Below are 20,374 nucleotides of genomic sequence, written 5' to 3' on the forward strand. Positions count from 1 at the left end.
TTCGATTGATCGGCCACGTATTGCGGCACCAAGGTTTGCGGCTTTTGACCGGTGCCGCAGCCAGATACACGAGCAGGTTGATATAAACTGTCCGCGCTACTGGTTATCCGCTGCCGCCCGTTTACGACCATAGATAGTTCTCACAGATGCGATGTGAATAGCTGACTGGCTCTCGAGGTGTACGCGTAAAATCCTCTGACAGAGTCCACGTGTTTTTGAGGTTTGATGGAATACTGCGTAGCGTCGAATGTCACTACATAAGAATTATACCGCACCCCTCCGAAAAAATTCAGTAATGTGTAAAACAACAAAAGGAAAACACACTGTAATTTTTGCGGTTACAGTGTTGCTGGTGTTAGCTGCCCCGCTGTCGGTAACGTCGGCGGCGGCAACGCCAGTCGATGAGGGGCAAACCACGGCGGTGACGGAGAACGTGGACGTCTGGGAGCGGTCACTACTCCCGCTTCGGACGTCCTCCGCGGGCCCGACGACGATAGCGGCCCCACAGACGTACATCAACATCGAGTCCGCACAGACCGGTGACGTTCCCCTCAACAGGGAGCAGTACACGATTCATGAAGCGGGCGAATCAGTTGATCTGACGTTCGAATCGACCACGGGGGCCGGCACCTCGGCAGTTGCCGGCGACGAGGCGCAACTGCTCGCTGTCAGGCTCTCTGAGGATCCATCTGCGGCCGGGTTCAGCGAAGGGAGCGTCAGAACCGATCTGGCCAGTATCTTCACGAACGATTCCAGCGCCAATTCGGTCGAACTGCTAGACGACGCGGATGGGGTCGGTTCGATAAATGACAACGGGGCGCTCGAAACCTCGTACACGCCTGACTCGGGTGGTGCCTACGGCTTCATTCTGGTTACCGTCGATGACGGACAGGGTCTGTCCGTTTCGGACAACAACAACGTCTCGACTGATGGGAACGTGACCGTCGTCGGCGTCGAACAGACGTTGGTTCAGGAAAGCGCATCGACGGTTGACGCGACGTCTGACGATATCGCTGCTGGCGACAACGTTTCGCTTGACATCGAGACCGAACTGGAAGATGACTCTGTCACGCACGCGGTGCTGGTGTTCGACGAGGACGAACTGCAACAGCGGACGAGCACCGTCCGGGTGACCGGCGACATTGACGAGGACTTCTCGGAAGACCAGGTCACGGTCGAGAACTCCTTCGACGGCGTCAACGGTGTGTCAACAACCGATGGTGACGCCACTCTCACCGGGGAGGACTCGACGACGGCAGGGGCGATGCCGTCAGCGGGACTGATCGGCCTGTTCGGGTTCGTTCTCTCCGAAGCGTCGCCGGAGTCGACCGGTGATGACGTGATGCACGCCTCGGCGACGACGGTGTCTGATAGCCCCGATACCACTGTCGCCGTCGAAACGCTCGACTCCTGGCCAAACGGGACGTACACGTACGTTCACATCGCCGTTGGCGAGGATTCCAACGAGATCAACTCCGACACCGGAACGGTCACGCTGTCACAGTCGGACGAGACCGATTCAGACGACGATAGCGAAGGGACCGACGATGGCAGTGATAGCGACGACAGCGATAACGGCGGAAGCGATGATGGCAGTGACAGCAACGACAGCGATAATGGCGGAAGCGATGATGGGAGCAGTGATAGCGATAATGGGGATGGCAGTGACGGTAGCGACAACGACAACTCGGATAATGACAGCGACGACGACGCAACTGACGAGGACACTGAAGAAGTAGACACCGAGGACGAAACCGCGACCGACACCGAAGACGAAACTGACGCGGACGACGGCACTGAAGCGGTCGAAACCGAAGACGGAGACGAGCCGACGGAAGCAGCCACGACCGCGGGTGGTGGTGCACAGCAACCCGACGACGAGGGCGCAACCGGAACGCAGGGCTCGGTCGAGACCACGAGTACGAGCGGCCCCGGTTTCACCGTGCTCGTCACGGTACTAGCGCTGCTAGGTGCCGGATTCCTAGCACGACGAGACTGAGGCGTCCCCACCGTTCCTTGGGGTGTCGTCTACGGCTTTGACGTGACATCCTTCCTCTACGTAGCTATCCGGACTCTACCCATCCCGACCGGTGCTTGGATATCCCGTCACCGTACCGATTGCAAATAAAATGTTGCTGAAAGGGGTAATTTTATATTATTTTGCAAATAATATCGACATGCAAGGTATACACAATGGGGGACTACGCAAAGCCATCTCGTGCGGCGAAAATCAAGTGCATCGAATGCAACTCTCCGGTCGTGGTCACAGTTGACGAGGAATACATCTGTGTCAACTGCGGCGAAGCGCCGATTGAATCCGCGACCCCGGCCTGAGACAATCACTGTCAGTTTCAGTCCGTGGATATCCAACTTCCGGCCAGTAGCTTCGATGTTTGGCTGGTGAGCTTATTCCTTCTCCGACCGGTTTCGTCGCTTCGGCCATCAACGGTTTTGTGATCGGCGATTCACCGCTGTGGAATTACGGCCAGGACCTGCTCGTGTCTCCGGTATACCGTCACGACACTGTAACTAACTGCCAGCCCGAAGACGACGAGCGGGACGACAAGCGAGAGCAGGCTATCGGGCGCGTGGGCCGCAAACGACGGCGTTCTATCGGGGTTTGCTGCCAACAGTGGCCAGAACAGGTTCGGGAAGAAGTAGTAGTCCGTTCCGAGCCGCACAATCGGATAGAAATCGCCGGCGATGTGTGAGAGATAGCCGGCGGAAAACACCACTGCGTACCGCCCGTAGCCTCGGCGGGCGGCCAGCAGTACGAGGACGGACAGGATGGGCAGCGAGACGACCAGCGAATGCGCCAGCATCCGCCCGCTCGGAAGGATAGCGAACGTCCACGCGAGCGGCTTGTCGATAACGTCCGGGAGTTGCGTCGCTACAAGCAGCAGGAGTACCATCGGCCCGGACGGAAGGCGACGCCGTCGAGCCACCGTATACGCCGTCAGCGGGACGGCTGCGAGGAGGAAGTGGCCTTCGGGGTACACTGTGAATCCAACGATCCGCGGAGAGAAAAACTGTTCGCCGAGCACGATCTTCACGAGATCTGCAACAGCACGACCCCCATTTTCGAGGTGAGAGGTCCACCTGTGCGGGCGAGCGAGTCAGTTCGTTACGTTCACCCAGAGGTGGACTTCCCGATACGCGGCCGACTGGTTGATGCTCTCAGGCGGTGCGCCGCGATACAGCAGGTACTGGAGCCGCAGCCCCTCCCCAGTCATCTCGGGCGTCACCTCGTGCTGGCGGTGCCAGGTCTCGTTGTGTCCCAGCGTCGGCTGGAAACGCCGCAGTTCCGACCGGTCCCGGACCCGCGTCTCGTTCCCGACGCGTTCGACGCGTTGCAACTCGGCGACAACGGTGTACTCCGTTCGCTCGTGTTCCTGATTTCCAATACCGACGATCAATGACCGGCCTTCGCCCTGCTGAAACTCTGTCGGATAGTTGTCGGCGACGAGTTCGCCATCCTCGTTCTCTGTCAGCAGGTAGAACTCACTGAACCGTTCGCCGTCCTTCGGAACCGTAATGGCGTACCCGACGCTGCCGGCTGCAAGCAGGATGCTCAGAACTAACAGCACGTTCAGGGCGGCGTCCGTCCGCGAAGCCGGCGAAAACAACTCTTCGCGACCGGCTCTGAGCCACGCACGGTACGGGACGCGAAACCGCTTGTCGGCGGGCAACGCCCAGCGGCGAACGGCAGCGACAGCGGTCAACACGACCGTCAGTCCGCTGAGGGACACGAGAATCGGGAGTAGGCGGATGCCCCACGGTGTGAAGTTCAACACCAGGCCGACCAGTGGAACGAGGGCGATGCTGAGTCCGAACGAGAGTGCGGTCCGCTCGATACCGTCGATACCGTCGGCATCGGGATTCGAGACAGTCTCATCGTCGGTGGTAGGGCCGCTCCCGGCCTCAGGAAACAGCGCGGCAATGAACGCATAGCCGGGAATGAAAAGGACGAATACGAGTCCGGCGACGATACGGACCGGCGTGTCGGAGACGACCGGTAGCAGGACGGCCAGGTTCGTCAGAAGCACGACGCCGAGAACGCCTGCCAGGTCGGCCGGGAGGTGGCGGAGTTGGCGCGGCAGGAGCAGTTTCCACGCCGGAGTATCAGCCATTGGCAGTGAGTCATGTCGGCACGGTAAAAAAATAGCTGATTGCGTCGCTTTCTGTCTCAGTACATCACTGCAACTGTTTCCGATGAGCCAACCGAACGCATTTTATCAACCCAGTGGAATAATTCGGTGTGTTCCGGAGCCAGTCGTGGGTTGTGGTCATCACTCTGGCAGTGCTAGGACTTACAGTGGGTGCTGGTGGGGTGACAGCGATACAAGCCGACGACGGAGGTCCGACTCTGAACCGCCAGGTGGAGACGCCGACGGACGACAACGAGACGCAACAGGAAAACCCGGATTCAGTGTCGGACGGCGAGTACGGCGATGAAACGGCCGCCTGGTTGGCTCGGACGATGGGGGGACGGCTGGAAAACAGCAGCATTGCGTTGTCAAACGAACAGTACGAGCAAGCGCGGAGCGTCCTCGGCGACGACTACGACAAGCGCTTAGAGCAGTACGTCGAGGTCGCCGGTGACACGTCGTCGGATACGGACGACACCGCTGCGAGAGAGTTCGAGGCCGCGCGCGAGAACCAGCGGAATCTCACAAACGAAGTCCAGCGGTACCGCCAGCAGTATGCGGCGTATCAGGCAGCACGCGAGAGCGGGAACGAACGCGAGGCTCGCGTCACCGCGCGTGCGATGGAGCGGACAGCGTCGAATATCAGCGACAGGAACCGGCGACTGAACCGGAACTTCGAACGGATTGGCAACATCACGTCGGTCGATCTCTCTTCGGGACAGACCGAGATCAACGAGACGACGGAAAACATCACGGCGACGCAAGCCGAGATCCGCGAGGAAACGCTCGTCGGCACGACGCTCACGGTTCAGGCGATAGATTCGACTGCCTCGTTCGGTGATCCCGGAACAGTCTCCGGCCAGATAGAGACGGAGAACGGCTCGGTCATCGCCGACGAAGCGATCGAGATCAGGATCGGGAACCGGACGCGAACTGTTCAGACTGACTCGAACGGCGTGTTCGAAACGCAGTACCGTCCGCGCTCGGCCAGACTCGGGTCACAGTCCGTGCAGGTCGAGTACGTCCCGAGGGCGGACTCAGTGTACCTGTTCGACAACGCCACATTCACGATTGACGTGCAGCAGGTGACGCCGGACGTGACTAGCGAAATCGCGCCGGATACGGTGAGATACGGCGACCGACTGAACGTCTCGGCGTCCGTGACAGTCGATTCGATAGGTGTAGACGAGGTCCCGGTCGAGTTCGTCATGGGTGACACTGTCGTTGCACGGACGACGACAGGACCGAACGGAACCGTCACAGCAACAGTCCAGGTTCCGGCGTCGGTAAACGACGGTGACCGTCAGTTTGTCGCCCGGATTCCGTACGAGAACCGTGCTATCGCTGGTGTACAGTCCGTAGACCCTGTTGTCGTGGTCGAGACACGGACAGATATCTCAGTGAACGCATCGCGCACAGACGAGGGGGTCCTCACCCGTGGCCAGCTACAGACCGCTGCTGGAAACCCCGTGTCGGATCGTCCGGTCCGGATTCGGGTCGGTGATAGCGAGACCGAGGTCGTCGAAACGAACCAGAACGGCTCGTTCCGGACCGTTCTCGCGGACTCGCCGACGAACGAGTCAGTTACTGTTACCGCCACGTACGACGAACCGAGTTCGAACCTCGGTAACGCGACCGCAACGGCAACGTTGGCCGCAGGGTCGGGTGGTGGCAACCCACCGGTCGGCTCCGATTCGGACAACGATCTGCTTATCGATACCCTAGTGGCGATACTGTTCGGCTCCGACGAGAACCCGGCCGCCGGCTTCGGGAACGGGATCATCGGATACAGTTTGCTGCCCGTCCTCGGCGGTGGAATGGCGCTCGCAGTCGTCGGCGCATCTTGGTTTATCGTGTCGCGGTTCAATCAATCTCAGGACACGGACACGACTGTACCAGCCGAGACGGCTGACGTATCAGTGACCGAACCCGATCCGTCGGCGACGCCATCGGACGCAACGGGTCCGACGTTCGAGGAACGCGTCGAAACGTATCTCGACAGCGGGAACTACGACGCCGCAACGATGGTGGCGTACCTCGCTGTCCACGACGAGTTAGCGGTGGAAAACGGGATTGACGAGGGGACGACGCACTGGGAACTGCTTCAGCGAAGCCGTGAGCACGGCCTCTCCGACGAACGGATGGCGGACATCGAAACGGTCGTCGAAGCCTTCGAGACGGCGGCCTTCGCACCGACATCGGTCGAGCCGTCACGCGCGAAAGCAGCCGTCGAACGCGCCCGTAAAATCAGGTCGAACGGGTCCCCGTGACCGTCCAACCGCCGGGTTGAGTCCCTGCTGTTGCCTCCGATTATTTTCTGTGATGCTGTCGTTCAGCGCTCAGCAGCGGAAACGATAAAACGAATATGGTACCTATTGTCGAACCTGATAGTGGCAACCCCGCAGTCGTGGTTCGTCGGTGCCGGGACGGTCCTGCTGGTCCTGCTTGTCGGGATCGGCGGGTCGACAGCCATCGCTACCGACAGTGCCGGGACAGCGATGCAGACCCAGACGGGGGCCGTGAACACGACTCTCGACGTTCAGGACGTTTCCGGATCGGTTTCCTACACAAATCCCGCTACCATCCGCGGGACGCTACGGACGGCAAACGGGACGCCCGTCGCGAACGAACAGATCAGACTCGAAATCGAAAACCGGACGCGGCTCGTCGAGACCGACGGCAACGGCTCGTTCGCGTTCCAGTACCGGCCGCGATCCGCCCGGACCGGTACCACTGACGTTTCGATCCGATATATCCCGGACCAGTCCTCGGTGTATCGCGGTGACGCAGCAACCGTCACTACCAGTGTAACGCAGGTGACTCCGACGCTCACCCTCAACCGGTCACCGTCCCGTCTCGCTACCGGCGACGAACTGACAGTCACAACAGGTGTACGCGTCGACGGGGCGGGCATCAGCGATGTCCCGATCGAAGTACGCATCGGCGGGACGCTGTTCAAACGCCTGGTGACCGGGAGCAACGGGACCGTGACGACCACTATCAGGCTGCCGCCGAGCGTACCGACCGGTGAGCAGACTGTCTCGGCCGTGATTCCGTACGAGGACCGCGCGATTGCGGGCGAGCGCACCGCCGAATCGATCACAGTCGAGCTTTCGGGCGGTGCCGCGACGAGTCCGACGGCGGCCACTTCGGATGGGTCGATGGAGCAGCCAGGGAGTGGTCTCCAGCCGCTCGTGTCGCAGATCCGTTCGTTCTTCACGGTTCCGGTCACCGCCGCGGTGCTGACCGGGGTCATCCTCGTCGTCCTCGAAGTCACCGTTCGCCGCCTGGGTCTGTATTCCGATGCTGTCCCCGAGTCCGAGGAGACGGAGACAACCGTGACGACTGACGCTGACCAAACACGGACCACTGATACGACCGTGACGACTGATACCGACGAAACCCACGCCTCCGAGTCCACCGACGACACTACCATATCGACTGGCGGTCCGACCGACCGGATGGGGCAAGCCCTCGCGGCCGGCGAGTACGACTCAGCGGTTAAAATAGCGTACGAGTCAGTCTCTGACGAACTCCGGGCGGCAGCTGGCTTTCAGAACGGGAAGACACACTGGGAGCTGCTTGAGTGGTGTGAGGACAGCGCCCTCGGCGCAGATCAGGTCGATTCGGTCCGGACCGTCGTGGAGGCCTACGACCGCGCGGCCTTCACCACAGACCCGATGGACCGGGCCAGTGCGGAAGCCGCGGTCGAACGCGCTAGGGACTTCCAGGTCGACAGTGTGTGACGGACCCGAGACGTCCGTCGAAATGCGGTAACTATCTTACACCCACCCGCTGTAGGAACGGCCAATGAGTGACGGCCGGAAGGGGCGATTGCTGCTCATCGTGGCTGTGGTGGCCGTGGCCGTCGCGGCCCGACTGACGACGCTCCACTGGACACCGCTGCCCTCGACGCTAGACGGATTCGGCTACGTCGCTCTGGCCAGGGACACGCTCGAAACGGGGACGTTTCCCCTCACGCGGTTCCGCGCGGACAACATCGTGTTTACCGCTGTTCTGACAGTTGTCGGCTCACTCACCGGTGAACGGCCGCTGTACATTGCCCAGCCGGTCGTCGCGGTCACCGGTGCAGCGTCCTGTCTGACGGCGATGGCGCTGGTCAAACGCCTCGCGCAGTCGAGTCGGTGGCGTCACTCGCGGACGACGCTGGCGATGGGCGTGGTCGGGATGGGGCTCGCGGTGGAGGGCATCTATCTCCGTCGGACCGGACAGACGGACGAGGAGGCGCTGGCGTTCCTCTTGCTCCCACTGTTTGCGATTGCCGTCCATCGGCTACTCACGACGGACCGATACAGGCGTCGCTGGGGGGCGGTTATGGTCGTCCTGTTCGCTGCCTTCCCGCTCCTGCATACGTTCAGCTCGCTCATCGTTGCGCTGGTACTCACGGGGGTGCTAGCCGCCCATCTCGCGAGGATTCCGTCGCGTCGTGACGCCGTCACCGCTCTCGCCGTCGTCGCGGCCTTCTGGGTGTACATGTGGGGGTACTACCGGATTGCAGAACAGTCCCAGTTGATGGTTCCCTATGTCGACCGTGTCAGCGCGTATCCGGGGCTCTTCCTGGCCTGGGTTGTCGTTCTGGTGGCGACAGTAGTCTGGTTCCAGCGGACGAGCGCTCGCCTGCAACGGGTGACTATCGGTGGCGCGGTCGGCCTCTGGTTCCTGACGCTCGGTGCGAACGCACTGCAGACCGTCTTCCCCGGGACACAGACCACGCCAGCCGGGCTCCTGGTGCTCGTTGCGGCCTTCGCCGTCCCGGTAGTGTTTGCGCTCGTCGGACTCCCGCGTGCGGGCCGCGACCGTCGGCGGATCGGCCCGGTCGTGCTGGCGTTGCTGCTGGCGCCGATTGTCGTCGTGTACTTCTCGCTGACCGCCTCGCTGACGCCGGAGTACTACGGGACGGCGCTCCGCGGGCAGACGTTCGTTCATCTGCCCGTGTTCGTGCTCGCCGGTATCGGCGTCGCGTCGGTCGCCTATCGGCGGTCGCCGTCGCCGGACGGCGGGCTTGGAACGCCGAAGGCCCACAGCCGCCGACTCGCAACGGTTCTGACGGTCGTCGTCGTGGTTGCCGCGGTTGCGACGATGCCCATTGCGTTCGTCAATCTCGACACGCTAGCCTTCCCGACCGGAGCGACCGAATCGCAGTTCGCGGCCGCGACGTTCACCGCGGACCACGTCGACGAGCAGTGGGCGTCGGACCACCCGTTCAGCCGTATCGTCGATTTGTACTATCCGGGTGCGTCCAACGGAACGTACCAGCCGACTGCTCGGTGGCTCGGTGGCGGCGCGGAACCTAACTGCCCGACGCTATCGCGGGCGTCGTGGGGGACGACTGGAGCGCACCTGTTCCCAGCAGGGAGCGAGAAGACCACGCCCGCGGCGCTGGAGGAGTGGCGCTACGAGAACGACGTGGTCTATGACACGCGCGGCCTCGACTCCGTGTACCTCGTTCGGCCCGGCGGGAACCGAACGAGTTGCTGACGCACACGGTTTGATGAGCCCCACCCATGCCCGTCTCTCCCGGGTATGTAACCGTGGCATACAATACGGGGCCGGCAGAAAGGCCGACAATGACTGACCCCGTCCTCGTCGGGTCGGAACTGTGTGTCACACGACGGGGAACCAAAATTCTCGACGGCGTCTCGCTCACGGTCGGGGCCGACGCGGCAATGCTCGTTCAGGGCCCTAGCGGGGCCGGGAAGTCGACGTTGTTCAACGTCCTCGGACTGCTAGAGTCACCGTCTAGCGGTCGACTGGAGATCGACGGCCGGGACGCGAGCACACTGTCCGAACGCCAGCGCGCTCGCCTGCGTCGGACGACACTCGGGTTCGTCTTTCAGGACTTCCAGCTCATCGGCGACCTGACCGCCCGCGAGAACGCGTCGCTCCCGCAGGAACACGCGGGCGACCGCGACCCCGACTGGCTGGACACGCTGTTCGACCGCCTGGGTATCGCCGGGCTCGAACACCAGTACCCCGCGACGCTGAGCGGGGGCGAGAAACAGCGCGTCGCCATCGCACGGGCGCTCGCGAACCGCCCCGAAATCGTGCTCGCCGACGAACCGACCGGGCAGCTAGATCCGGACACGGCAGAGTCAGTGCTGAACCTCCTGTTCAGCATGAAGGAATCGACGGAAACCGCGCTCGTCGTTATCAGTCACGACCCGCAACTGGCCCAGCGGTTCGACGAGCGGTTGTTCATCCGCGGCGGCACGCTCGTCTCCGATGCCGCTTCGACGCCGGACGCGAGCCCGTCCACGGAGACGAATTAACGAACCGATGGGATACAGAAACGCCCTCCTGTTTCGCTGGTCCAGACGGGACCGGCTCACCGTGGTCGTCGTCGCCGTGACGGCCGCGTTTCTCATCGGCACGGTCCTGCTGTTGTTCACTGCGGTCACGTACTCGGAAACGTTCGCCGAACCGCTTGCGAACTCCGGGACGGTCACCTATCACGACGCGGCGAACGGCCCGCCCGAAACCGGTGGGGACGTCACCGTGCTCCCGACAGCGACGGCGACCGCAAACGGGACTGACGTTCGTCTCGTCGGCATTCCGCCCGATACACCCAGGGTACTCATCGAGGGTTCGGCCCAGTGGCAGGAGGGGCGATTACCGACGATTCCGGACGGCGTTGACGGGCGGGGACCGGTCTCTCAGCAGCGGACCCGAACGGTCAGCGGGTCGAACGGCACCGTCTCACTCGCGGTTGTCCCACAGGAGCGGGGGACGACGTTCCTCTCCAATCAGTGGTACGCGACGAACGCCTCGACCGCCCAGCAGGTCGGCGTCACCGGCTACTTCGTCATTGACCACAGCCCGAGCGGAACCGGGCTGGGAAGCCTCCCAAGTGACGGGGCACCATTGGTCAGCGCGCTCCTGTACGTCCTCGGCGGCTTAGAGCAGGTGCTCTGGGCGCTGGGCATCGCGGCGGCCGCCGGCGGATTGCTGGTCCTCATTGTCGTCTACAACGTCACGCGGATGAGCGTCCGCGACCGGCTTGACGCGATACGGGTCATCCGCTCGACCGGCGCGCCGGGTTGGCGTGTGGGACTCCTGTTTACGCTCCGCGCCGGCCTCCTCGTGACGACCGGCGTAGTTCTGGGCTACGCCGTCGGACTCATCCTGATCAAGGCGCTGGTCAACGTCGCGATCTACGTCGGCCTCCCAATCGCGCTCGATGTCACCGTCACGGGACAGAGTGCGACCGTCGTCGGCGGTGTCGCTGGGACCTTCGTCTTGATGGGGCTGGTCGCCGGCGCGCTGGCCGCCTATCCCGCGGCGACCCGTCCGCCGGCCTCGCTCGGCGGCCGTCACGCTCGGTCCGGCCAGTCCGGGCAGTCGACGCTTGCGACGGTCAGAAACTGGGTCGCGCCGACGTTCCTGTCGTGGCGCTCGGTCGTGCCGACGGCGGCGACGCTGACCGTGTTCGGCATCACGTTCCTGCTCGTCGTCTCGCTGGCTGGTCTGGCATCCCCGCTCGGGGGCGGGGCGGGCGGCTCCGGGACCATCACCGAAGCCGGCGCACCCCACCCGCTGAACAGTCGCCTCGATGCTGAGTACGCCTCAGCCCTGCGGGCCGACGGGACGCCGGCCAGCCCGGAGATCATCTATGCCCAGGTTTCGGACGGTCAACCGTACATGGCCCACGGGGCGGAGTACGACGCGTTTGCGAACGTCACCGGGGCCACGCTGGTCGAAGGGCAGCGACCACAGCGATACGACGAGGCCGTCATCGGGAACGATCTCGCACGGACCCTGGATGTCGAAGTGGGCGACGAACTGACCGTCAGCGGGAGCGTCAAGCCTGGTATCCGTCGAGTCACCATCGTTGGGCGGTACGACGCCGCCAGAACGCTCGATGACCTGCTCATTCTGCCGCTTGACTCCGCGGCCGACCTGGCGACCGGGCAGGGACAGGTCCACATGATTCGCGTGAAAGGGTCCGTTTCGGGAATTGACGACGCCGACGGTGTCGCTGCCAACCGGTCGGGCGCTGTCGTGACGGGGCTATCGGGTCCGGGGCGCGTCACGAAGGGTGACGCTGTCAACCTCTCCGTCGCCGTGCGAAACGTTGGCAACGAGCGGGCTGACCGGGAGGTCACAGTCCGATATCAGGGCGAACAGCGAACGACGACGGTCGCCGTCCCGCCGGGACAGGAACGGACTGGGACCGTCTCCTTTACCGCCTCCGAACTGGGGACCGCAAACGCCACTGCCGGGGAGTACACCCATTCGGTGACAGTCGTTTCGCCGAACGCTATCGAGATTCCGAGCCAGTTGCCGTCACAGGCACCGCCCGGGTCAGGACTCTCAGTGCCTGTCGTCACGAAAACCGGGGACCGAGTTTCGAACGCCACCGTCACAGTGGACGGGCCGTCGCTCAGAACTGGATCAAGCGGCGTCGCCGTCGTTCCCCTTCCCCGTGAGCCAGGGAACTACACGATAACGGCTCGTTCGGGAGACCAAACGGCGACACACGACATCCAGATCGTCCGCGGTACAGAGCGGGAACTGTACGCGGAATTGGAAATCTCACCGTCCTCCGGATCGGTCCTGACGACGCCAACGCTCACCATCGGGCTGGCAAACCCCTGGCAGGAACCGATTACACGCAATGTGGGCGTCATCGGTCCCGGCGTCTCCCGGAACCGGACCGTCTATATGCCGCCCGGAAACGTCACGCAGACGCGGTTCTCGCCGGACGGTGGACGGGGCCAGCCCGGAACGTACACGTACCGGGTGACAGCCAACGGGACCACCCTCACCACGACGGAGTATACGGTAACCGGTGACCGCCGGCTGGCATCTGCGGTGGCAAGTAGCGGGTCGTACGCGTCCGGAACGCCCATCGAACGCTCCGTCGAGGGCGTGTTCGGGAACGTCCAGCTGATTCTGGGCGTGCTTGTCGTCCTCTCGGCGCTGAGCACCGTCGGCAGTACCACGGCGACGTTCGCCCAGGGGGTCCACGCGCGTCGGCAGGCCATCGGCATCCATCGCTCGACCGGCGCGACGCAGTGGCGGGTCCTGCGGACGATTCTGGCCGATATTGCTCGTATCGCTATCCCCGCGACGGCACTCGCTCTCGGCCTCTCGGTCGTCGCGTTACAGCTGCTGGAACGGGCTGGCTGGCTCGTCTTCTTCGGCTTCCGCCTCTCCGCGCAGACACCGCCAAGCATCCTCGCAGCGATATTCGTTGGTGGCGTCTCGCTTGCGCTGTTCGGTGCTCTCGTCGCAACGGTGCCGTATCTGACGGCGTCGCCGGTCTCGCTGCTTCCGAGCGGTGACCGGACGCGGACGCCCGACGAGGAGTCGGCGGACTAAGTACGGTGAGCGATCCGTCAGATATCCGGACGCTATCAGTGGCTCCGATTGTCGGTGGTCTTAATCGGATTGCCAATGTCGAAAAAGGAATGTGTTCATGTGAACAAGTATTACGACCAATCGGCCTATGGCTGCCGTCCAGACTTGTCACTTGTTCCTGAAGAGGGTGTCAGGCGGAAATATCGGCACTTGTCTTACCCTGCTCTGGGACCACAGCCGACCGAACTGCGTATTTTGGCCGCGGATATGTTAAATATAATAGTATTATTCGTCGGCCTTGCGAAGAGAGATTTTCGTGTCTCTGTGAGCTGATTTGGGCGAGCACTCGAAGCCGATTACGACGGTAATCGATGTACTCTGATCCGTACTGTACTCGAAAGTAGTTGTTAATTAAATACGTTGCATCACTGTTAGTTCGGAGAGAGCCATGTCCGGGATGACTGATTTCGTATTCGTGACGATCGACTGCTGGAGAGACGATGCGATAAAATCGATGCCGGAGTTGCGATCGTATACGACTAATAGCGATTGGGAGCGGACAGCAGCCATAGCAACCTCCTCGAACACAAGTAATACTTTTCCCGCACTGTTCGGAGCGTCATACTACCCGCAGGTCTGGACGAAAGACGGTAGTGTCAACCCGGACATCCCGACCCTCCCCGAGAAACTTAACGGAGTTGGCTACTCGACAGCCGGGTTTGTCGCTTCGAATCCCTGGCTGAGTCGCTGGCGTGACGAGTTCGACACGTTCTGGAACGGCGGGATCGAAGATTCGGGTCGACTTCGGTTCGGCCTCGAACGGGCACGTAACCTCCTGCAACTAAAACCGCTGATACCTGCCGAAACCGTTTTACAACGAGCGAAGGTCTGGTGGGAAAATACGCACCCACCACGGTTTCTCTGGGTCCATCTGATGGAACCGCATAAACCGTACCTCCCCGGACTAAAGCGTGGGCTACAGGTGGGTCCCGTTCTGTCACCGCTATCGCTCGCTGCAGCATCCCAGTACGACGACGCAGCGTACCCGGAGTGGCTGCGGTTTCATTCGCGAAGCCTATACGAACAGGCCGTGCGGCGGCTGGATACCCATCTCACGCCGTGGCTCCGGACGTTCGGCGATACTCCGACTGTCGTTACTGCCGACCACGGTGAGGAGTTCGATCACGGGATTGTGAGCCATAAGCAATTATACGACGAAACGGTCCGTGTCCCGCTGTTGACAAACAGCGATATCGGTCGACTGACGGACGGTCTCACCCGCCAGATAGACATCGCCCCGACGATACTCCGATTTCTGGGTTGTGACCCGCCGGCCGTTTGGGAGGGGACTGAGGCGGCGGCAACCGTACCCCCGCAACGGCTTCTATGTGGACCAGATGCCGAAACGGGGAAAATATGGGCTGGTATCCGGACGGGAGAGGAGAAACTGGTGAACACGTACGATTATGACTGGAACGTGATTAATACGGAATTCTATCAGTTGGCATCCGACCCGGACGAATTATATCCGAAACCGGAACAGGCCGCGCCGACGGAACTTCTGGAAGCGGTGAGTGACTTCGTGAGCCGACCTGAGATACAGGATCCGCTACAGGAGTGGTACTCGGACCTCGGAACTATTGAAAACTCAACTGTCGAGAGTCGATTAGAAGACCTGGGATATCTCTAACTGGTGCGGCGTGACGGACTCAATACGGAACCGACTCGGTTTGTAGGTGGGCCACCAATCTCGGTGGTATAGTAGACGTAGGAGAACTCGGGTTGTCCCACAGTACGTTCTCTATAATTATGATATAGTGTACTCAATGGCTGATTCAATGGTTGAATCAGGGGAATCACAGTCAGAACAGATAGAGCCAACTGAACTCTCCCGACGAAAACTCCTCGGTGTGGCAGGACTTTCCGGACTCTCTTTCCTCGCCGGTTGCGGCAGTCTCACCGGCAACGGGAGTACCGGTGTCGACGTGCTGCAGGACGGCTCTCGCGTAAGCGCTGATGTCACGAAACTCGATTTCACCGGTGCGACGTCGATAGAGCAGCGGAATCCGAATACTGTCAGCGTAGACACTGCGATACAGGGAGACGATATTGCCGGTATTGACGCTGCATTGGGCTCGCTAGCTGTCGACTCGCTCCATGTCGGAACGGATCAAACAGTGACATTTGGTGACAACGACGAGTTCGATGCGACCTTCGATAGCGAGACACAGCGACTGGAAATGTCCGGTAGCGTTCAGTTATCCGATGGAACGCTCAAAGGTCCCTATGATACGAATAATCACGTCCACGACATGATATTGCCCGGGATGCATCCACACGCAACTGATGCGGTCGGTGCACAGGATAATGTGCTCGGATTTGCCGATGCGTGGGCCGACGTCAGCCACACTCCGCTGAGTGCCGGTGCGGGACTGCACACGATATTCAAGCCTGGGCCGAAGCTCTGGGCCGGCTGGAACCAACCAGAAGATTTCCCGGCTCAGATCACTATCGAGGACCTTGAGGAAGACTGGGGACCTGGACGGGCGATGGTGATGTTCCGGGATCAAGCCAAGCCACAGTTCATCTCCATCGAGTTACGGTCATCTGATGGGGCCTGGGAACAGGTCGCTACGAAGGAAAACAACTCAGATGCAGTCGTTATCCTGGACCTGACTGACGCGACCCCCCCTATCACTGCGATGCGGTGGACGTTTGCAGAACCCGAAAACGAAACCAAGGTACACCTGACGAATTTGTTTTATTTTTCGATGTCGGTAAAAGGGAATTCGTGGCTCCCGAAGGCTCGCGGTGAAACGACGGATATCACGTTCATCCCACAGTCATCCCCTACCCCGCCGGACACAGGCGTAAAACTGTTCACAGATGCGAGTAGCGGAGAACTCAAAGCGATCAGAGACGACGGGACGGAACAGCAGTTAGATATCGGTTCGAAATCGCGTGAATCCACCACCGGATCGGTGACGCTTACAGAGGGAGAGACGACTATCTCTACCGGAATTTCCGAACCAGGCACTCACTTGAGTGTCCATCTGGACCCGACAGGCGACGGCGCAAACGACTGCTGTGTCAGTGTCGATTCGTCCGTTCGGTGGGACAGCACCGACGGTGAGTACAAGATCGATATCGTGGAGAAGGATACGGCAGTCGGTGATCCAGTGGTCGGGTACAAACTATCGAGGCTGTAGCGCCGTCTATCCGGAGTGGAATTACCAGTTACCCGGTGATATTAATATTATGGACCGATGAATCAAACACACTAGATGTCGAACAGATCAGTTCTTGTTCGGTTACTCCCAGGATTTGTGCAAGCAGTCCCCGCCGATCTGATGATCGTTCTCCTCTCCGTGGCTGCGACCGGTATCACGGTGTTCACACCTGTTCTCCGTTCGTCCCCGCTGCGGGTCATCCTCGGAGTCCCATTCGTCTTGTTCATTCCGGGATACGCGCTTATTGCCGTCTTATTTCCCGAGGCACCGCCGCAGAACCACCCGACCACTGGCGTTGACGCTGACGAGGCGACGGGAATCATCAGTGACCGGATCGACGGGATTGAGCGGCTCACTCTTTCGTTCGCGACGAGTATCGCCCTTATTATCTTCTGTGGGCTGTTTCTGGAGATCTCTCCCTGGGAGTTTGGAACCGTCACGCTGTTCGTCAGTGTCGCCGGATTCGTACTCGTCGCCACTGTGGTTGCGATAAAACGACGCCGGGAACTTTCGGCCGAGAACCGCTACACCGTACCCATCGGCCACTGGTACCGAACTGTCCGTCACCGGCTCGGTAACCCGCCGACACGGGTCGATTTCGGACTGAATATACTACTGGTCGTTGGAGTCGTGCTCACAGTTGTGACCGTCGGGTTTGGCGTTGGCGAGCCCACTGATGAAGGGTCGTTCACAGAGATGTATCTGCTGACCGAAACAGCCACCGGTGACCTCGTCGCGAGGGACTATCCCACCGAATTCACAAGCGGCCAACAGAAACAGGTTGTTATCGGGCTGGACAACCATGAGCACGAGACGACCAGTTACACTACCGTAATTAAACTCCAAGAAGTAGCAGACGATGAGACGACGGTCGTACGCGAGAACGAACTGGATCGGTTTACGATTACGCTCGCACACAACCAAAGTGACACGATTCCTCATAGCGTTGAGCCAGAACTGTCCGGCCCGCGACTCAGATTGGCATATCTGCTCTACCGCGGTGAACCGCCAGCCGAGCCGACGACTGAGAACGCGTACCGCGAGACCCATCTCTGGATTAACGTAACCGCCGCTGAGTGACCGGTCCGCTACGAGTACTCGGCGATAACATTGCTGAGCTGGACGCGCAAGTCCGTGGATATCCGCTCCCATAGATGCGTCTCCCGGACGTACTCGTGACCGTTAGCGGCTAATCGCTCGCGAAGGGTCCTTTCCGAGACCAGACGCGCAATCGAGTCAGTGAACGCGGTGACCGGAACAACGAGGGCTTCCTGCTCATGGGTGATCTGGAATCCACGCCGCCCGAAGTCAGTGGTCACCACGGGGAGACGCTTTGCGAGATATTCGAGGAGTTTGATGTTCGTGCCACTTCCGGAGTCGATTGGATTCAACCCGATATCTGCCGCCGCAAAATACGGGTCTAGGTCGGACACGAATCCGGTGCAAGTGACGTTGTCTCGCTGGGTAGTTATCGACTCGCCAACACTGCCAACGATCAAAAAGTGCATATCGAGCCCCCGCTCGGCCGCCTCCGTGGCGATCCGAACTAATTCGTGCGCTGCCTCGCGGTTCGGGCCGTAATCCGTTCCAACAAACAGCCCGATCATGTCTGTACTGATGTCGTGTTCCCTGCGAACTGTTCTCGACGCGGACTCTCGGGGCTCCTCGCTCCATACCGTTTCTCTGCCGACGCCGTTCGGGGAGACAATATAGTTTGTCTGCACGTCGTAACGGCGGCGGTATTCGCTAATATCGCGCTCGGACGTGCAGACAACCGCCGCGGCCTGTTCGAGTGCCGTTCGTTCGATTGTTGAGACCCGACTGGTAAACCGGTCTCCGATGAAGCCATTGCTGGTTGACTCGAACCGCTCCTGTTCGACGTTGTGACTCGAATACACGACCGGGGTACTGTCTGACAGTGATGTGACAGCTGGCACCTGCCAGGGGAGTTCGACGAGTATCACGTCGGCCCAGTCGATTCGTCGCTGAAAAACCGCGGGTTTCAGCAAGCGGAGCGACGCGCCCAGAAAGACGTTCGGCAATCCGAACAGTTCGGGAAGTCGGGTGAGATCGAACAGCGGATGCAAATGCTGCAACTCTCGGTACCCATCCTCGATCTGGATCGTCTGCTGCAGGTCGCCGCGAAAGTAGTTTTCGAGATGTCCGCCCTGACAGTATCGATACACCACGTCCCCGTGGGTGGGAAACGACGTGACGAGCCCATGGCTCCTGTGCTGCCCGCCATCAGACGGTGGATAGACGTTTGTCGGTGTGATCTGGAAGACGTTCACGACTGGAGTGGACGTACGAGCGTACTCTGACGATGACTGTTGGGCCTTCACTACGATTGCAGCGGTGTCGCGGCGGTCAGCTCATCCACGGTGTCATGTGCCTGCTGTACGATATCTTTGATCCAGATATACTCATAGGTACTCACCCGGCCGAGATTGAACATGTTTTCGTACGCGTTCAGTCGATTGTTCATTTCGTTGAACGTTTCGATCTCCGATTCGACAGGGAGCGGATACGCCCGCGGCGCACGCCGCACTTTTGCGTCTTTCACCGTCGCCTCGACGCCCTGTTCCTCCAGGAACGAAAGGAGGTACTTTTCGAACCACTCTGTGGAGCGAGCCCAGATGTCATCCTCGATAAAACAGGGGAATTCGACAGTCAAAATGTACTCTTCGTTCGGGATGTCCTGGGGCGTGAAATCGTAGTCAGTAATGCGGGTGAACTCGTAATCGTTCGGGAAATACCCCCAACTCACGTGTTCGGGGAACAGCCTCTCGGAGGCTTCAATGTGGGCTCCCAGTATTGCCATACTCCGATACTGCAACGAGTTGTCAGTATCCACCAACAAGCTTGGATCGATCGTACTGACGAATATGTCACTGGAGATCACCTCCCCGCTTTCGGTCGTGACAGCTTCAATTTCAGATCCCGCCGTTTCGAATCCGGTTGCACCGTCGTAAACGACGTTGCAATCCTCAACCATCTCGGTAAGGACTGTCGAATACTTCTTTTGCGGATACTTCGCGGCTCCATCGAAAAACGAATCCTCAGTGTCGGGGAAACTGATTTTGAAATCGAACCAGTCGCCAGTAATCCGGGTGGGATCGATTCCCCAGTGCTTGTTCGTGTAGTTCTTGTAATATCGGTTGTATAACCGCTCTCCGACCTGCCGACGCATATAGGGCTCGAAGTAATCGGCGTCGGTTTTCCCCTCCGCAGTCGCTAACTCTTTTTCGATTTCGTCGGCGTCGTCCCAGAGCGATATATTCGACCGCGTAACGGGGTAATTGTGTGGTTCGTCTAGCGTCCCTTTTGGATACGTTTTCGCATAGAATGTATGATCGTCCAAGTCGGTAAATCGCCTAAACAGGTCACCCACAACTGCCTCTTCCTCGGGATCGTAAAAGAGGAGATGTGGTGCAGAGTCACAGTGATATCCCGAGTCAAACTCGATCTCTCGGAGAAGTCCCCCGATTTCTCCCTTTTCGAGGATTGTTACGTCGTACCCGCGTTCGCTGAGAAGGTACCCAGTTGTACACCCGGCCACGCCCGCACCAATCACTGTTACAGTCACCATAGTATTCGGTGAGATGACATATTCGTCCGAGATACATCAATTTACGGGACAGGACGAGTTTGTCATATTTACTCGCTGCTCAAACT

General features: G+C 60.2%; 13 protein-coding genes. 9 read left to right on the plus strand and 4 right to left on the minus strand.

Annotated features, from left to right (window positions below):
• Nucleotides 1-295: 295 nt before the first annotated feature.
• Nucleotides 296-1,999, plus strand: a complete 1,704-nt coding sequence (locus tag ACOZ4H_RS09630) for a PGF-CTERM sorting domain-containing protein (RefSeq protein WP_424329069.1) — start codon at nucleotides 296-298, stop codon at nucleotides 1,997-1,999.
• 466 nt (nucleotides 2,000-2,465) lie between these two features.
• Here ACOZ4H_RS09630 and ACOZ4H_RS09635 read toward each other — a convergent pair whose 3' ends face one another.
• Nucleotides 2,466-2,999, minus strand: coding sequence for a metal-dependent hydrolase (locus ACOZ4H_RS09635; RefSeq protein WP_424329070.1), 534 nt, complete (start codon nucleotides 2,997-2,999; stop codon nucleotides 2,466-2,468).
• Between the two features lie 117 nt (nucleotides 3,000-3,116).
• Nucleotides 3,117-4,130 carry a DUF1616 domain-containing protein gene (locus ACOZ4H_RS09640; protein ID WP_424329072.1) on the minus strand — a complete coding sequence of 338 codons (1,014 nt, stop codon included), beginning with the start codon at nucleotides 4,128-4,130 and terminating at the stop codon, nucleotides 3,117-3,119.
• A 209-nt stretch (nucleotides 4,131-4,339) separates the two neighbouring features.
• Between ACOZ4H_RS09640 and ACOZ4H_RS09645 the strand changes: the two genes are divergently transcribed.
• The 8 genes from ACOZ4H_RS09645 to ACOZ4H_RS09680 all read left to right on the plus strand — a co-directional run bounded on the left by ACOZ4H_RS09645 (nucleotide 4,340) and on the right by ACOZ4H_RS09680 (nucleotide 17,779).
• Nucleotides 4,340-6,418, plus strand: a complete 2,079-nt coding sequence (locus ACOZ4H_RS09645) for a hypothetical protein (RefSeq protein ID WP_424330357.1) — start codon at nucleotides 4,340-4,342, stop codon at nucleotides 6,416-6,418.
• Between the two features lie 120 nt (nucleotides 6,419-6,538).
• Entirely contained in the window at nucleotides 6,539-7,894 is a 1,356-nt protein-coding gene (locus ACOZ4H_RS09650; RefSeq protein WP_424329073.1) for a hypothetical protein, read from the plus strand.
• 64 nt (nucleotides 7,895-7,958) lie between these two features.
• Nucleotides 7,959-9,647: a sodium:phosphate symporter gene (locus tag ACOZ4H_RS09655; protein ID WP_424329074.1), complete on the plus strand. Its 1,689-nt coding sequence runs from the start codon at nucleotides 7,959-7,961 to the stop codon at nucleotides 9,645-9,647.
• Nucleotides 9,648-9,736: 89 nt separating this feature from the next.
• Nucleotides 9,737-10,438 carry an ABC transporter ATP-binding protein gene (locus ACOZ4H_RS09660; protein WP_424329075.1) on the plus strand — a complete coding sequence of 234 codons (702 nt, stop codon included), beginning with the start codon at nucleotides 9,737-9,739 and terminating at the stop codon, nucleotides 10,436-10,438.
• Nucleotides 10,439-10,445: 7 nt separating this feature from the next.
• The gene (locus ACOZ4H_RS09665) at nucleotides 10,446-13,490 is read left to right on the plus strand and encodes an FtsX-like permease family protein (protein ID WP_424329076.1); all 3,045 of its coding nucleotides are present in this window, start codon (nucleotides 10,446-10,448) and stop codon (nucleotides 13,488-13,490) included.
• A gap of 493 nt (nucleotides 13,491-13,983) precedes the next feature.
• Nucleotides 13,984-15,159, plus strand: a complete 1,176-nt coding sequence (locus tag ACOZ4H_RS09670; RefSeq protein ID WP_424330358.1) for a sulfatase-like hydrolase/transferase — start codon at nucleotides 13,984-13,986, stop codon at nucleotides 15,157-15,159.
• Between the two features lie 148 nt (nucleotides 15,160-15,307).
• Nucleotides 15,308-16,678, plus strand: coding sequence for a hypothetical protein (locus ACOZ4H_RS09675; protein WP_424329077.1), 1,371 nt, complete (start codon nucleotides 15,308-15,310; stop codon nucleotides 16,676-16,678).
• Nucleotides 16,679-16,795: 117 nt separating this feature from the next.
• Nucleotides 16,796-17,779, plus strand: coding sequence for a DUF1616 domain-containing protein (locus ACOZ4H_RS09680; RefSeq protein ID WP_424329078.1), 984 nt, complete (start codon nucleotides 16,796-16,798; stop codon nucleotides 17,777-17,779).
• A gap of 8 nt (nucleotides 17,780-17,787) precedes the next feature.
• Here the strand turns inward: ACOZ4H_RS09680 and ACOZ4H_RS09685 are convergent, their stop codons facing one another.
• Complete coding sequence (locus ACOZ4H_RS09685) at nucleotides 17,788-18,990, minus strand: glycosyltransferase family 4 protein (RefSeq protein WP_424329079.1); 1,203 nt, start codon at nucleotides 18,988-18,990, stop codon at nucleotides 17,788-17,790.
• A 50-nt stretch (nucleotides 18,991-19,040) separates the two neighbouring features.
• The gene (locus ACOZ4H_RS09690) at nucleotides 19,041-20,288 is read right to left on the minus strand and encodes a protoporphyrinogen/coproporphyrinogen oxidase (protein ID WP_424329080.1); all 1,248 of its coding nucleotides are present in this window, start codon (nucleotides 20,286-20,288) and stop codon (nucleotides 19,041-19,043) included.
• Nucleotides 20,289-20,374 lie beyond the last annotated feature (86 nt).

The organism is Haloarcula amylolytica (assembly GCF_049705545.1).
Lineage (GTDB): Archaea > Halobacteriota > Halobacteria > Halobacteriales > Haloarculaceae > Haloarcula > Haloarcula amylolytica_B.

What these genes read in the sequence shown, in the direction of transcription:
- ACOZ4H_RS09670 (WP_424330358.1), top strand. Translation starts at nt 13,984, where the DNA reads ATGCCGGAGTTGCGATCGTATACGACTAATAGCGATTGGGAGCGGACA.
- ACOZ4H_RS09630 (WP_424329069.1), top strand. Translation starts at nt 296, where the DNA reads ATGTGTAAAACAACAAAAGGAAAACACACTGTAATTTTTGCGGTTACA.
- ACOZ4H_RS09665 (WP_424329076.1), top strand. Translation starts at nt 10,446, where the DNA reads ATGGGATACAGAAACGCCCTCCTGTTTCGCTGGTCCAGACGGGACCGG.
- ACOZ4H_RS09675 (WP_424329077.1), top strand. Translation starts at nt 15,308, where the DNA reads ATGGTTGAATCAGGGGAATCACAGTCAGAACAGATAGAGCCAACTGAA.
- ACOZ4H_RS09655 (WP_424329074.1), top strand. Translation starts at nt 7,959, where the DNA reads ATGAGTGACGGCCGGAAGGGGCGATTGCTGCTCATCGTGGCTGTGGTG.
- ACOZ4H_RS09690 (WP_424329080.1), bottom strand. Translation starts at nt 20,288, where the DNA reads ATGGTGACTGTAACAGTGATTGGTGCGGGCGTGGCCGGGTGTACAACT.
- ACOZ4H_RS09660 (WP_424329075.1), top strand. Translation starts at nt 9,737, where the DNA reads ATGACTGACCCCGTCCTCGTCGGGTCGGAACTGTGTGTCACACGACGG.
- ACOZ4H_RS09640 (WP_424329072.1), bottom strand. Translation starts at nt 4,130, where the DNA reads ATGGCTGATACTCCGGCGTGGAAACTGCTCCTGCCGCGCCAACTCCGC.